12 protein-coding genes are annotated in these 14,870 nt (G+C 36.8%); 5 read left to right on the top strand and 7 right to left on the bottom strand.

Annotated features, from left to right (window positions below):
* Positions 1-293: 293 nt before the first annotated feature.
* Together AN960_RS16790 and ycaC are read left to right on the top strand one after the other, a co-directional pair.
* A complete protein-coding gene (locus tag AN960_RS16790) occupies positions 294-851 on the top strand; it encodes an NADPH-dependent FMN reductase (protein WP_056473757.1) in 558 nt (185 codons plus the stop codon).
* Positions 852-974: 123 nt separating this feature from the next.
* Entirely contained in the window at positions 975-1,619 is a 645-nt protein-coding gene (ycaC, locus tag AN960_RS16785) for an isochorismate family cysteine hydrolase YcaC (RefSeq protein ID WP_056473755.1), read from the top strand.
* Between the two features lie 340 nt (positions 1,620-1,959).
* Here the strand turns inward: ycaC and AN960_RS16780 are convergent, their stop codons facing one another.
* From AN960_RS16780 to AN960_RS16765, 4 genes are all read right to left on the bottom strand, one after another.
* A complete protein-coding gene (locus tag AN960_RS16780; protein WP_056473752.1) occupies positions 1,960-2,667 on the bottom strand; it encodes a response regulator in 708 nt (235 codons plus the stop codon).
* The gene (gene dcuS / locus AN960_RS16775) at positions 2,664-4,265 is read right to left on the bottom strand and encodes a DcuS/MalK family sensor histidine kinase (protein WP_056473750.1); all 1,602 of its coding nucleotides are present in this window, start codon (positions 4,263-4,265) and stop codon (positions 2,664-2,666) included. The genes AN960_RS16780 and dcuS overlap by 4 nt, the downstream gene beginning before the upstream one ends.
* A gap of 262 nt (positions 4,266-4,527) precedes the next feature.
* Complete coding sequence (locus AN960_RS16770) at positions 4,528-6,225, bottom strand: NAD-dependent malic enzyme (RefSeq protein WP_056473749.1); 1,698 nt, start codon at positions 6,223-6,225, stop codon at positions 4,528-4,530.
* 219 nt (positions 6,226-6,444) lie between these two features.
* Complete coding sequence (locus AN960_RS16765) at positions 6,445-7,413, bottom strand: 2-keto-3-deoxygluconate permease (protein ID WP_056473746.1); 969 nt, start codon at positions 7,411-7,413, stop codon at positions 6,445-6,447.
* A gap of 339 nt (positions 7,414-7,752) precedes the next feature.
* On the opposite strand from AN960_RS16765, the gene AN960_RS24560 reads away from it, so the two are divergent.
* Both AN960_RS24560 and AN960_RS16755 read left to right on the top strand, forming a co-directional pair.
* Entirely contained in the window at positions 7,753-8,184 is a 432-nt protein-coding gene (locus tag AN960_RS24560; RefSeq protein ID WP_056473744.1) for an HTH domain-containing protein, read from the top strand.
* Positions 8,185-8,510: 326 nt separating this feature from the next.
* Positions 8,511-8,798: a hypothetical protein gene (locus tag AN960_RS16755; protein ID WP_056473743.1), complete on the top strand. Its 288-nt coding sequence runs from the start codon at positions 8,511-8,513 to the stop codon at positions 8,796-8,798.
* Between the two features lie 396 nt (positions 8,799-9,194).
* Here AN960_RS16755 and bcaP read toward each other — a convergent pair whose 3' ends face one another.
* The 3 genes from bcaP to AN960_RS16740 all read right to left on the bottom strand — a co-directional run bounded on the left by bcaP (position 9,195) and on the right by AN960_RS16740 (position 13,151).
* Positions 9,195-10,604, bottom strand: a complete 1,410-nt coding sequence (gene bcaP / locus AN960_RS16750; RefSeq protein WP_056473741.1) for a branched-chain amino acid transporter BcaP — start codon at positions 10,602-10,604, stop codon at positions 9,195-9,197.
* A gap of 355 nt (positions 10,605-10,959) precedes the next feature.
* Entirely contained in the window at positions 10,960-11,877 is a 918-nt protein-coding gene (locus AN960_RS16745) for a response regulator (RefSeq protein ID WP_056473739.1), read from the bottom strand.
* A gap of 5 nt (positions 11,878-11,882) precedes the next feature.
* A complete protein-coding gene (locus tag AN960_RS16740) occupies positions 11,883-13,151 on the bottom strand; it encodes an ATP-binding protein (protein ID WP_286131739.1) in 1,269 nt (422 codons plus the stop codon).
* Positions 13,152-13,317: 166 nt separating this feature from the next.
* Here AN960_RS16740 and AN960_RS16735 point away from each other — a divergent pair, with 166 nt between their 5' ends.
* The gene (locus tag AN960_RS16735) at positions 13,318-14,604 is read left to right on the top strand and encodes a cation:dicarboxylate symporter family transporter (RefSeq protein WP_056473738.1); all 1,287 of its coding nucleotides are present in this window, start codon (positions 13,318-13,320) and stop codon (positions 14,602-14,604) included.
* Positions 14,605-14,870: the final 266 nt, after the last annotated feature.

The following is a 14,870-nucleotide window of genomic DNA, read 5'->3' as shown; positions in this document are numbered from 1 at the left end:
ATTAAAATTGTAAAATTATTCCAAATATATCAAATCAATTACTATTTTAAATTACAGTTTATTTGTATAAGCCATTCTCGGTACCATCAAGTGATGGAGATGAATCCCTTTAATTTCTTTAACAGTTAGGTAATTGTCTTTCATAACAATAAGCTTGTTGCCCTTAGTTCCTAGATTTTTTGTGATAAACACTTATCGAAATTAAATAGTCAAAAGATTAGGTATAAAGCCACATTTTCCATTATGGTATATTATGGTAATATTAGGATGATTTTGACAAAAGGAGGGCGTATATGGTTAAAACAATAGGTCTTATTTGTGGTAGTTTACGAAAAAACTCTTATAATCGAATCATTGCTCAATCATTAACAGAGATGGCTGATTCCCATCAATTTCGTTGGATCGAGATTAATGAACTACCTTTATTCAATGAAGATTTAGAAACAGATGTTCCAGAAGCAGTGACATCATTTAAGTCTGCTATCAAAGACGTTGATGGTATCATTATTGCAAGTCCAGAGTACAATTCTGGAATTCCAGGCGTATTAAAGAATGCATTGGACTGGGCATCAAGACCTCGGGAATCTGCTGTTCTTAGTAGAAAACCGGTTGGTTTAATTGGTGCAACTCCTGGAGGACTAGGTACTGTTTATGCTCAAATACAAATCAGAGAAATACTAGAAACTATGCAAGCTCATGTTCTTCCATTTCAAAAAATGCTGATTTCCCAAGTACATGAAAAGATTGATTCTGATCATAAAGTACTTACTGACGAAAAAACAAAACGTTATCTTCATCGTTATTTACAACAATTTATAAATTGGATAGATAAAACTCCTGTTTTAGATTAATAGAAGGAGTGCATTTTTTTCTGATTTTTGAGAAACTGACTGACGTGCACAAACGAAGAATTTTATGATAATATTCCAGTTTTAAACTTTGTTCGATTACTTAATTTTTAGGAGGAATACATAATGTCTGATCTCTATTCTCGTATTAATAAAGATGATGCTGTCGTTCTTTTAGTGGATCATCAAACTGGTCTTATGGCTGGACTAGTTCGTGATTATGGTGTTGACGAATTCAAGAACAATGTTTTAGCTCTTGCTCACACTGCTAAGTTTTTTGATTTACCGGTTATTTTAACAACAAGCTTTGAAAATGGACCTAATGGACCATTAATGCAAGAATTAGTTGATCTTTTTCCTAACGCGCCAAAAATAGCTCGTCCTGGACAAATTAACGCTTGGGATAATGATGATTTTGTAAAAGCAATCGAAGAAACTGGAAAAAAACAACTTATTATCGCGGGTGTAGTTACAGATGTGTGCGTTGCTTTCCCTGCACTTTCCGCTATAAATGCTGGGTATGAAGTATTTGCTGTTACTGATGCTTCAGGAACTTTCAGCAAACAAGTTGCAGATGCGGCCAATACGCGTATGGCACATAGTGGCGTGCAACTTTTGAACTGGTTTAGTGTAGCGTGCGAATTACAACGCGATTGGCGCAATGATGTCGAAGGTTTTGGTAATTTGCTTGCTAGTAATCTTCCAGGTTATCAAAATATAATTGGAAGTTATAGAGGAGCTCAACGAGATTTCAGTAAACAAAATGCATAAATTTAGCGCTGATTTAATCAGCGCTCTTTGTTAAATTAGAAGCAAAGCTCATCTGACGTTTGCATTCCATAACCATGTATTGGAATCTCCAAAAAACCATCTTTAAACGATAATATATTTGGTTAGTACGAAAAAATAGAAAACAAAAAAGAGATTGGCCAAAAAGTAGGCTAGTTCACGGATGAGACAACTTTCTCGTAGCTAAAAATATGGTTAATCTGTAAAATGGTAGCGCAGGCATAAGCACCCACGCTACCATTTTCTATTTAATCTATTTGCTATTACTTAAGCAAATTATTAATAAGTGAGAACCACTAGCTTCTAAACTCACTTTAAACACTTACAGAAAATTTTTTATTAAGTATTCTTTAATTTGGTTATATTCATGCTGGTAAACAGGTCTTCCGATGGTCCCATATATAACCTTTACATCAAGGATTCCTAAATCCTTTAAGAAGTTCAGATACTTTCTCGCTGAGACCCTTGAAATGCCCACAACATTTGCCACTTCTTCGGTGGAAAATGGCACCTCCTTCAATTCCTGAATCGCTTCCCATACTTGCTTTAAGGTATCTTTAGTCAACCCTTTTGGGAGCTCTTCAACTATTGCAGCTTCATCTCTGTGAAAAAGATAATTATCGAGCTCCTGTTGGCTAACTGCTTCCAGTTTATCGGTAAACCGTGTCTTTTGCTGATAGCTGACAAGAGCAGCGTTGAACCGTTCAAATTCAAAAGGCTTTATTAAATAATCGACAACACCGTACCTTAATGCCTTTTTGATTCGCTCTAGATCCGATGCTGCCGAAATAATGATTACATCAATTTCAAGTTCATTTTTCCGGAGGTACGTTAATAGCTCTAACCCCTGTTTGCCCGGCATAAAAATATCCAGAAGTATAAGCTGTATCTCTTCCTTTCCAAGCAAAAGGATCGCATCATCAACTGAATTGGCTACTGTAATCAAACGGAAACCACCAATCCTAGAAAGGTATCGTTTATTGATTTCCGCCACCATAGGGTCATCTTCAACTATCATTACATTGATCATGCCTTTTCATCCTCTGCTTTATAAGGTATATACACCGCAAAATTCGTTCCTTTTCCCGGCTTAGAAGAAATGATTAGGTCCCCTTCAAGTCTTTCAATACTCTGAGCTAAAAGATACAGTCCGACCCCGCGGTTATCTCCTTTCGTGGAGAAGCCTTTATCGAATATTTTATTTTGCATTGCATTCGTCATTCCCATACCTGTATCCTTCACTTCGATTGTTAAAATATCCTCTGCGTAATCAAGCTTTAAGTCAACTTTTTTGACAGGACTGTTCGCTATCGCTTCCATTGCATTATCGACGAGATTTCCAATAATCGTTATTAGTTCTTGGGTGATTCCCGGGTTCACAGGTTGGGGAATCTTATTGGAGCAATCAAATGTTAGTGATGCACCTGATTCTCTTGCAAAGCTTAGCTTGCCAATCAAAAATCCTGCTAGAACCGGATCCTGGACATTCTTGGTTACAAAACCCATTTCCATTTCCCGGTGGTTAACCGTTTCACTCACATAGTTCGCAAGTGTATCATATTGTTCAGTACGGACAAGGCCAAGAATAACATGCATCTTATTCATGAATTCATGGGCATGGGCACGGAGGGCATCCGCATAATTCTTCACACCTGTGAGCTGTTCGGCCAATAACTGAACTTCCGTTTTATCACGGAATGTCGCAATTGCTCCAACCGGTTGATTATCCACCACTACCGGTACCCTGTTTACCAAAATAGTAACCCCATGCAAATCCTGTTCCTGATCAACCTCAGTTTCTCCAGATTTCAAAATACGGGTTAAGCGTGTCTCAGGCAAATAATCTTCTATTTTGAGTCCCTTTGGATTCCCTTCTAGGCCAGCTTTTTTAAAAAGCTTTTGGGCTGCCCTATTTACAAGGGTAATTTTTCCTTCTTGGTCAATGGCTATAATTCCCTCACGCACAGATTGGAGCATGGAACTCCGCTCTTCAAGCAGCCTGGCAATAGCGAACGGCTCAAGGCCCAATAGGATTTTTTTGATAAACCTGGCCAAACCCACCGCACCGGTTACCCCGATTAATATTCCAATTATTGTTCCAATCAGCATCCCCATCCGGCCTTTATGTACAGCCTTCGTTACGTTTTCCAAAGAAATTCCTACAGCAACAGCGCCGACTTGTTTCCCTTTTGAATTCTTTATAGGTGTAAATGCCCGCATGGAAGGGCCGAGAATCCCCTTTGAGTTAGATACATACTCTTTCCCTCGAAGGACTGGGCCTTCATCTCCTCCCCTGAATCTCTTTCCAATTTCACTGGGATCTGGATGGGAAAGCCGAATTCCTTTCATATCCATGACGACAATAAAGTTAACATGCGTTAAATCTTTTATTTGATTAGCAATAACCTCTACTACTGTCGAATTTGTTTTCCCCTCAAGAGACCCAATCACTTGCGGGTTAAGAGAAACGATCTTTGCAATATTAAGTACCTTTTCTTTCTGTGTCTCTTCTACACTGGAGGTAATTCTTTTACTGATTAGCAAATCGGTTATACCTAGTGACAAAGCGACAACAAGGCATACAAAAAAAATGATGATGGCTTGTAAACTAAATCTGCCCTTTTTCATATTCTCCTCCAGGTTATCTGCATAATTATAGTATGAATAAGGTTTATCCATTACATACTAAGAGACCGCAAAGCTCTCTGGAAAGAGGTTTGCAGTCTCTCTTATTAGTAAAATTTCCCCCGTCACAATTGGTTAAAGAATGCAATTGTAACGAAATAAAGATGGAGTCAACGTAAAACTTTGCTCCATCTTTATTTTTATCCAATATTTAGGCTCTGTTTTATTATTAAGGACTAACTGTTATTAGCATTACCCGTAACTTCTATACTTCTAAAGCTACCCTTTTTATTTCTTTATACTCAGGTTTCCACATTGCTTCTTCAATCTCATTTTCAACATCTTGAATATCTATCTTTGCAATTCCTTCATGTATTGCAGCATGGGCTACTTCAATGGCTACGTATTTTGAGACTTCATGAAGCTTTTCAATGGATGGCAGAAGGGATGCTCCAACTTTACTGGTGTCAGACATACTTGCAACCGCATTAGCAGCCGCTGCAAACATTCCTTTTGAGATCACTTCAGCTTTTGCAACAATCGCTCCCAATCCTAGGCCTGGGAAGACAAATGCGTTATTTGATTGTCCAATTTCATAAGAAACACCTTTGTATTCCACATTGGCAAACGGGCTGCCTGTTGCAATTAGAGCCTTGCCATCGGTCCACTTAATCAGATTTTCCGGCACTGCTTCAGTCAATGCAGTAGGGTTGGACATAGGCAAGATGATGGGACGCTCAACGTGCTTGGCCATTTCTTTAATAATTTCTTCAGTGAACGCGCCGGCTTGTCCAGAAGTACCAATCAGGATTGTTGGCTTTACCCTTTGAACTACTTCCATTAATGAAATGATCCCTTTCTCATCCTTATCCCAGTCCTTAACTTCATCTACTTTTCTTGCATAAGGCTTCTGGAAGTGCAGAACATCTGCTGTTTCATCTGTTAGTAGACCCCGATAGTCTACAGCCCAGAAACGATCTAATGCTTCTTCTCTTGTTAATCCTTCTAGAACCATGGCATCTGCCATTTGGTCTGCGTTACCGATGCCGGCAGCCCCTGGTCCAAAGACAACAATGCGTTGGTCCTTCAGGGATTCTCCTGTTACTTTCAAAGCAGACATCATAGCAGCAAGAGTAACAGCACCTGTCCCCTGGATGTCATCGTTGAAGGTAAGGATTTTGTCACCATATTTGTCCATAATTTTTCGCGCATTGACGTTGCCAAGGTCCTCCCAGTGAATGAGAACCTCTGGAAAGAACTTTCTTGCAGTTTGAACGAATAAATCAATGAATTGATCATAACGATCACCTCGGACACGTGCGAATTTGTTACCGATATACATAGGATCTGCAATCAAAGCCTGATTGTTCGTGCCAACATCCAACACGATTGGTAGAACACGGTTTGGATCAATACCAACTGCAGCCGTGTACACGGCAAGTTTGCCAATCGCAATATTAATACCGCCTACCCCTTGGTCCCCAATACCAAGAATGCTTTCAGAGTCGGTCACGACGATTAAATCAATACCATTCTTTGGCTTTCCAAGATTATTAAATGCCTTTTCAATACCCTCAGGATTATCAATCGAAAGATATAAGCCATCTGGGCGACGGTATCTATGGGAGTATGACTGAATTGCATCGCCAACAGTAGGAGTGTAGATGATTGGGAGCATTTCTGCCAGATGATCTTTCAAAAGACGGTAAAACAAGACAACATTACGGTTATATAAATCATAAAGCAGCCCGTTTTTGAACAGATTAGTCGTCCGCAATGAATATTGTTCATAGACCCTATTCACTTGTTCATCAAGGGTGATTACTTGTGGCGGTAACAGACCCTCAAGTCCAAGTTCTTCTCTTTCCTCTTTCGTAAAAGCTGTTCCTTTATTCAAAAAAGGATTGGTGAGAACTTCTTTTCCTTTTATTGTAGTTATAATAACATTCTCATGTACATTCATGATGTTTCCTTCCTTCTATCTTAAAATGGCTATTCCTAACGCAACCATTTTAATAAAATTTTCCTTATCTCATTATTTTTTTAACTAAATACCCTTTTTTGTAACTAAAAAAAGCAGTAAGTGAAACCACTGACTGCTTTTTACTTGTTACATTTTCAAATTGGCTTCAAGGCTTCGGAAGCATATTAGCCAGGAAAACAGTAGATTTTTATTTTATTGTCAGGATGCCCTTGCAATTGATTTATTAGCTTTTTTCTTTTCGGACATTTTAAATACATAATTAACAATAATAGGACAGACTATTGCAGATATTACACATGCTGCTGCAACTTGCGCAGTAGCTCCCGGTGCTATTGCAGCTAAGGTTGGATCTGCTGCAGCAACAACAGCTGGTGTAGCTACAGCATTCCCTGCAGTTGACCCTGTTGCTAAACCAACGATCGGATTTTCTTTAAATAACTTTAAAAGTAAGTAAGCTCCAATTCCAGTGAATGCAGCTATTAATCCTAGTAATATGCCAGGACCTCCCGCTTTTATAATAGTTGAAAAATTCATTCCTGCACCTAATGGAAATGAGAAGAATGGGATTAATAATAATTTACTGCTTCCAAGGAACTTTCTCATATCAGAATCAATATTTCCTAAAATCATTCCTATTACAATTGGAATTAATACTCCTAAAAGTGTTTGAAAAGGAATTGTGGCAAGTCCAGATGCACCTAGTGCAACTAATGTGAAAAATGGACCATCTTTTAAAGAAAATAACGCATATGCGCCTACATCGGTTTCGTCACCATATGATGAAGCAAGAGATGCATATAATCCACCATTAGCATTTAATAACGCTGCAAGGATCGCTAATGGTGATAAACCTAATATTCCGGCTGGCCCAAAAAGCATTGCTACAGTTAAACCTATACCTGCACCCACTATAAATTTTCCTGTTAATAATATTGCACCTTTTTTTAATGCCTTGGGTGCCAATTTGAAATTAATTTGTGAACCAATTAAAAACATAAAACACGCCAAAATAGTAGATGACGCTTCTTTACTAAATAATGCCGTTGTAAAACTTCCAATTTGTAAAAATTGCGGGAAAAAGGTATTCGTTAATACTCCTAAAAAAAGTGGAACAACCATCAGACCACCTGGAATTTTATCAAGCGTTTTCTTTATTGGAATTTGCATTTTTAACCCTCCTAAAATAGTTTTATAATCTCGAATGAATCCATTGTTATACCAATCGTTCAAATAATTGTAGAAAGCGGTTCCAATTCCCTTGCTTACTATATCTTAATCACCCATGTTTTGTTACCTGTCTATCATATTCGGATAAAAACTGTTTTCATAGTTTATGAAAGTTTAATAATTCTTTTTGTAAATAAAAAAAGTAAGCAGTTTCAAAAATGAATTGTTACCCGAATAATAGACATTTAAAAAAAAGGGTCTATTATTCGGGTATTTTTATGTCCTCGACATTCAAATCCCGTTTATAATAAAAATATAAATAGATGAGGTCGGGGAAAAATGAGTAAAATTATTTTTAGTAGTTTTCAAATAAAACAACTTGAAAAAAATAGTAATGTGATTAAAGTATCAGATCGTTCAATAAGCTATAAACCAGAGTTTAAATTAAAGGCTGTATTAGAAAATCTCAAAGGAAAAGGCCCTCTTCAAATCTTTATTGAAAATGGATTTGATATAGAAATGATAGGTAAAGATAAACCAGGTCAATGTTTAGAACGCTGGAGAACTACTTATAAAATCTATGGAGAAGAAGGTTTTTATACTGAAACACGAGGGAAAGGTTCAACCGGAAGACCTACTTCAAAGGTTCAAACAGCTGAAGAAAAATTAAAGAAAGCTGAAGCACGAATAGCTTTTCTTGAGGCAGAGGTAGAGTTTTTAAAAAAGCTCGACGAACTAGAAAGGCAGGCGGCGAAGAAAAAGAAACGTTAACAAAAGCCGAGAAATTTGAATTAATTGAACAGATAATAAGACAACATGATTATCAACACATGGTCTCAAATCAATATGACCGTGAATCCAAAGTGCAGGATCATACCCCTCTTCCACTGTATATTCATCATCACTGATTTGATACAAACCAGGTGGTCGATCTAACGTCACTTTCGGAGGTGTATTATCGACCAACATTAACATGACGTGGATTATAACACGGCTTATGGTCGTATGTTCATCGTGAAGATTGGGCCAAAGCCTTAGATTATGCAAGGATATTGGAGCAAATAGCTATAGAAGGAATTTGGTATGGAGAGGCTCTAATGATCCAGTCGATTGTATTAAGACGTTTGGGTGGTACTTTAAATGAAATATTAGAACTTATCGAGCGGTCTGCTCAAGTTAGTGAACTTCATGCCGAATTTGCAACAGGAAATCGTTTAGTCACATATATTGAATTTGGACAGCTTGAGTATTTAGATCAATACCTTGCCTGGTATGAAGGAAGAGACTACATTTTTATGGGCTTACCATTTATGCTGGAAGGATTTGTTAAATTAGGACGATTGGAAGACAATACATGCAGATACCAATCTTCTAAAAATTATTGAACAGAGTCAAATTGAAAAGAATAGTTAACAATTTCATCGGTTACATCTGTAATTTGTTTATGTTCATAGTTCGGTGGCGTTCTTTCCGAAAAATAATATTACCAAATACTCAAATCTTCGAAAGAACTGATCATACAAGAAGATATGTACCTGTTCCAAAACAAGGCAAGGAAAATAAAATCAATGATACGATTTGGGAAAATGTCTATGATTTATCAGCTATGGGGACGACCAATACATATTGGAACTAATTTGAAGGGAAAACAGTTTTATTTTGTTATGAAGGAAAGAACTTGCATAGGGAGTATGTGCAATCCACTTAGTAATAGGTGATTTTTTGTATTTAAAAGGCCTTCCCAAAAGTCAGTTCTCCTAACTTAAGGGATAGCCCAATTTTTATTTATACATTTTTATTTGTGGTGCTTCAGTACTGTTACTCTGATTTAATTTACTGTTTTTATAACCGTAAGTAACATAAATTACTAAACCGATTACTAACCAAACCAAGAATCCCTTCCAAGTAAATGCTGAAAGTTGTAGCATTAAATATACACAGAATACAACAGCTAATACTGGTACTACAGGTACCCAAGGAGTTTTGAATCCGCGCTTTAAGTCTGGGCGAGTTTTTCTTAATACTAGAATACCAAGAGAAACAGCAGAGAAAGCGAATAGGGTACCGATATTTGTTAATTCAGCTAATTTGTTTAATGGAATTAAGCCAGCGAATAAAGCAACTAGTCCGCCAGTTACCCATGTACTAGTTACAGGAACTTGAGTTTTCTTGTTAACATTTGATAATTTTCCTGGTAATAAACCGTCTTTACTGATTGCATAGAATAGACGAGATTGTCCAAACATCATTACGATTAATACAGTTGTAATACCGATAATTGCGCCAAGTGAAATGAAACCAGCTGCCCAATCTTGGTGAATAAATGCTAGTGCAAAAGCAACAGGGTCTTTAACACCTAATTGATCAAACGGAACGATACCAGTAAGAATTAATGAAACGACAATATATAAGATGGTACAAATTGTTAAAGCCGTGATAATACCGATTGGTAAGTTACGTTGAGGATTTTTAACTTCCTCAGCTGCAGTTGATACTGCATCAAATCCAAAGTAAGCAAATACTACTACTGCAGCACCAGCTGTTACCCCATGGAATCCCATTGGCATAAATGGAGTCCAGTTATGCGGTTGAACATACCAAACACCAACTACGATGAAAAGTGCTACTACTGCTAATTTTACAATTACCATAATTGTGTTAAGTTTTGCTGATTCTCTAACACCTCTAGTAAGAATGAACGTTACTAGTAAAACAATGATTACTGCCGGTAAATCAATGAATGTATGTTTAGATGGATCAAATGCACTTGTTAAAGCTGTTGGAAGGTTTACTCCAAAACCATGTAATAAACTTTGGAAATAGCCAGACCATCCACTTGCTACTGCTGAAGATGCAAGTCCATACTCTAGTACCATATCCCAACCTAATATCCAAGCAATGACTTCACCAAAAGCAACATAACTATAAGTGTAAGCACTACCAGCTTCTGGAATCATAGATGCAAATTCAGAGTAACAAAGTGCAGCGAATGTACAAGCTAAACCTGCAATAATAAATGAAAGAATAAGTGCTGGACCAGCGTAATCAGCTGCTGCTACACCAGTTAAAACGAATATACCTGTACCGATGATGGCACCGATACCTAACATTGTAAGATCAAACGCCCCTAGAACTTGTTTAAGTGAACTAGGCGAACTGCTTGAAACTGATTTTTTTCGAAATAAATTCATATGAGCCTCCTCTAAATTCTTGTGCTACTTTTTTAATTTTTTAATAGTTTCATATTTGTTTGTAAAAAATAGAAAATTCCGATAACTAAAACCAGAAAAATTTAATTGTTAGAATTAAACGATTTTTATCTTATCATACGATTTGTAACTATACAGAGCATTTTTCAACAAAAAAAAATATTCAGAAAATGTGCATAACGACTATATTCAGATCCTTTATTACTAAATTTCTCCTTTATATAAAACTTGCAAAAATTAAATAAGCAAAGACAGCATGGGCTTATTATCCCTACCCTTGTTACAACCTGACTACAACACTTTTACAATCCCTGATTTGAAGAAACAAATTTATTGGCTAATCCACCAACTGCTTTGATTCTAAATAGAGCGATTGAATGAATTTTTTCATGTTGATTCGGCTTTGATTAGTGCTTTTTTCACTTTTACCTTCAAGCTCTAACATTTTCTTTCGGACTTCCGAGAAATCGAAAAACGTGGATGAATACGCTTCGAATTTTGGATTCGTGTAATCTGTTAATCCTAATGAGGCAATATGGATGAGCACATGGTAAATAGCTCTGCGAACTCGTTGTTCGGAGGCTTTCGATTCTTTTTGTATTTCCGCCTCGGTAGCCTGTTCTCCAAGCGATTTTTTGGCATATCCATAAAATATTTCTTTTAGAGACGGAAAGATGTAGAAGGATCCAAACTTTTGTTTTTGGTCCTGCAGGAATTCTAAAATATTCATCAAGTCTTCACTTCCGCTTTCTCCGATAATCCCTAAATCCGAAATCAATGAACGGCCGGCTTCGATTATGTTTTTTGTATGAGAAGCGCCGAATGGTGGCGACTGATGACCTTTTAATAAAGTTAACGATTCTTGTATGCCTCGAATTGATTTTTCCAGAATCACCCGTTCGTTAACCTTTTTTAACACTCCTGAGATTTCAATGCGGTTTAACGGCTTAGTGATGTAGTATTCTGCTCCTAAACTATATACTTCCCCTATGAGCTCCTTTGCCTCTACTTGCGAAATCATCACGAATTTCCCCTTGAATTCAGAAGAAAGAACACGAATTGTTTCAATTCCATCCCTCTTTGGCATCAGTAAATCAATAAGTACTACGTCTACTTTTTTGAGCGCAAGCAAGTCATTGTCTACCAATGATCCGTCTTCTGCTTCACCCATCACTTTGCCTAAATCCTCATCCTCAATCAAGTCTATCAGCATCGCTCTAATAGCTGGATCATCGTCAATTATAAAATAATTCATTTAATTTATCCTTTCTGTATCATCGCATTAATCGGGAGCTCGATAACAAATACTGTTTCTTTATGACTTTCTTTTAGCTTAATATGTCCGCCAAGCTTGTCCACGGTTAGTTTCACATATGAAAGTCCAATTCCTGTAGAAGGATTGCCGGAAGCATCATACTTAGATGTAAACCCCTCTTTAAAAATGACTTCTTTCAACTTCGGTGCAATGCCTGGTCCATTATCACAGACATGAAATTCTACAATCCAGTCTCTTCGAATGACATACAACGATACATGTCCCTCTTGCTCGATGGCTTCCACCGCATTTGCGATCAAGTTATTGATCAAAGATAATACCCTATAGACATGATATGGCGGATGTTCCCCTTCGACGTGCATAGAAAACAAAATGTGTTTATTCAATAACTCTGCATACCGTCTATTGGAAACAAGGATAATGTTACTCAGTAACTCAATGCCCATGTAGTCCTCTAGCTTTTCAGTAGAAATCAACTGTGATAGTCCAGCATAAATTCGCTGATTATCTTTTTTTACTTCATGCACGAGACTTGCAATTTGCAGTGCGGTTTGGGAAAAATGGACATGAGAAACTTCCGATTTCAACCTACGATAAAAATCATAACTTATGCGGGTGATTTCTTCCGCATTTTGCATTGTTTTCTTAAGCTGTACCGATTCCTCATACAAATTCGAAATGAACAACAGCATTTGCTCGTTTTGTCTACGCTGCTCTTCCACTGCCAATTTTGATTCTCTCAGTTTAAAAATGTTAAAAAAGCCAAGTACAAAAAAACTTCGAATAAACGAGATAAAGATAATCTGTTCGATTGAGTGAAATGCAATGATTTTATCCGCTATCGAGTATCGAATCACCATTTCAACTAAACTTGCACCAATTTCTATGACCATTCCTAGTAATCCAATCATAAATGGCTTGTTATGCTGCTCATTCATTTTTGTAAAATGAAAGATGAAAGCGAACACGACGTAATAAAAGAGTACTGGAAAATGACTGTAAAATGCCTCATCAACCGGTATGTCACAGATAAGGACCGCCAAAAAAAACCGAAATACAAACACACTTGTCCCAGTCAAAATTCCTGCAATATTCGGGTGAATGCCCCTTCCCAATAACAAAAATAAGAAAAAAGCCGGTGTCCCCAGGCTGACACGGAATGCATCATTGAACGGATAGAATTTAAACTCTCCAGCAAGCGGAACGGTAATCATCAAAAATACAACTGCTAAAATTCGTTCCTTCAGTTCCACACCTCCAAACATTAAACATTTTACTCAAACCTTTGGAAAATTGAAATAGTTGTGAGAAAATTATTTATTTTTTATTTTTTATTTGTAGGTTTTTGTATGATTCGGTATGATTTTGAGTGGAATCGCTTACATTCATATTCTTAATAAACTTGAAGGGGTGTATGGGATGAAAAAACTAAAACTTGGGTTAGCTTGGCAGATTGTAATTGGTCTCATTTTAGGTATCGCAGTTGGAGCTGCCTTTTATGGAAATCCAAATATTGAAGGATTCCTTAAACCGATTGGAGATATTTTTATTCGTTTAATCAAAATGATTGTTATTCCTATTGTTGTCTCAAGCTTAATTGTCGGTGTTGCCGGCGTTGGGAATATGAAAAAGCTTGGTAAACTCGGTGGTAAAACGATTTTATATTTTGAAATCATCACAACTATTGCCATTCTTGTTGGATTGCTAGCGGCAAATATCTTTCATCCCGGTAGCGGCGTTGATATGTCATCATTACAGAAAACAGATATCGGAAGCTATATACAAACAACCGAAATGACGAAAAGCCACGGTTTTGCTGAAACTTTCGTCAATATCGTTCCACCAAATATCATTTCAGCAATGACAGAAGGCAACATGTTAGCCATTATTTTCTTCTCTGTTTTATTCGGACTAGGTTTGGCAGCGATCGGTGAAAAAGGAAAACCGGTCATAAAGTTTTTCGAGGGAACAGCTGAAGCAATGTTCTATGTGACAAATCTAATTATGAAGTTTGCTCCATTTGGTGTATTTGCATTAATTGGTATAACGGTATCAAAATTCGGTGTCCAATCACTTATTCCATTAAGTAAGTTAACAATTCTTGTTTATTCAACGATGATTTTCTTTGTGTTAGTTGTTTTAGGACTTGTTGCAAGATGGGCAGGCATTAACATTATTCATTTTATTAAGTTATTAAAAGATGAACTGATCCTTGCTTATTCAACGGCTAGTTCTGAGACTGTTTTACCTCGTATTATGAATAAAATGGAGAAATTTGGATGCCCTAAAGGAATCACATCGTTCGTTATCCCAACAGGATATTCTTTCAACTTAGATGGTTCTACGTTATATCAAGCATTAGCGGCCATTTTTATTGCGCAAATGTATGGTATTAATTTATCGATTAGCGACCAAATCTCATTAGTACTTGTATTGATAGTAACATCTAAAGGAATTGCAGGGGTTCCGGGAGTGTCGTTTGTTGTATTGTTGGCTACGCTCGGTACAGTTGGAATTCCGGTAGAAGGATTAGCGTTTATCGCAGGTATTGACCGTCTTTTAGATATGGCGAGAACAGCAGTTAATGTCGTAGGTAACTCGCTAGCGGCAGTTGTTATTTCTAAATCAGAAGGTCAATTCGATAAACAAAAAGCGCAAGCTTATATTAAATCACTTGATTCCGGTAAACAAACAAATGTAGCATAATCTTTCTTAACATGATAATTGAGTAGACCAGATTCACCGACTACTAAAATTGCATGCATTGACTACATTTCTTAAGCCTTTCGATTTTTTAGATCAAGCTCTTCTTCTTGTAATCAACTAATCTATATAACAACAATTAATCGTTTAAATTAAAAGCCTGTATCTTCAAATACCAAGTAATTTTCGATACAGGCTCTTTTTATCTATTAACATTGTTATGTTTAGACTGACAAAAAAGAGAAACTCACAGGATAAAGAGTTTCCCT

It is taken from the genome of Bacillus sp. FJAT-25509 (genome assembly GCF_001420605.1).
In the GTDB taxonomy this organism is placed as follows: domain Bacteria; phylum Bacillota; class Bacilli; order Bacillales; family Bacillaceae_G; genus Gottfriedia.
The sequence above is the reverse complement of the archived record's forward strand: the minus strand, read 5'-3'. Positions and strand labels throughout refer to the sequence as shown.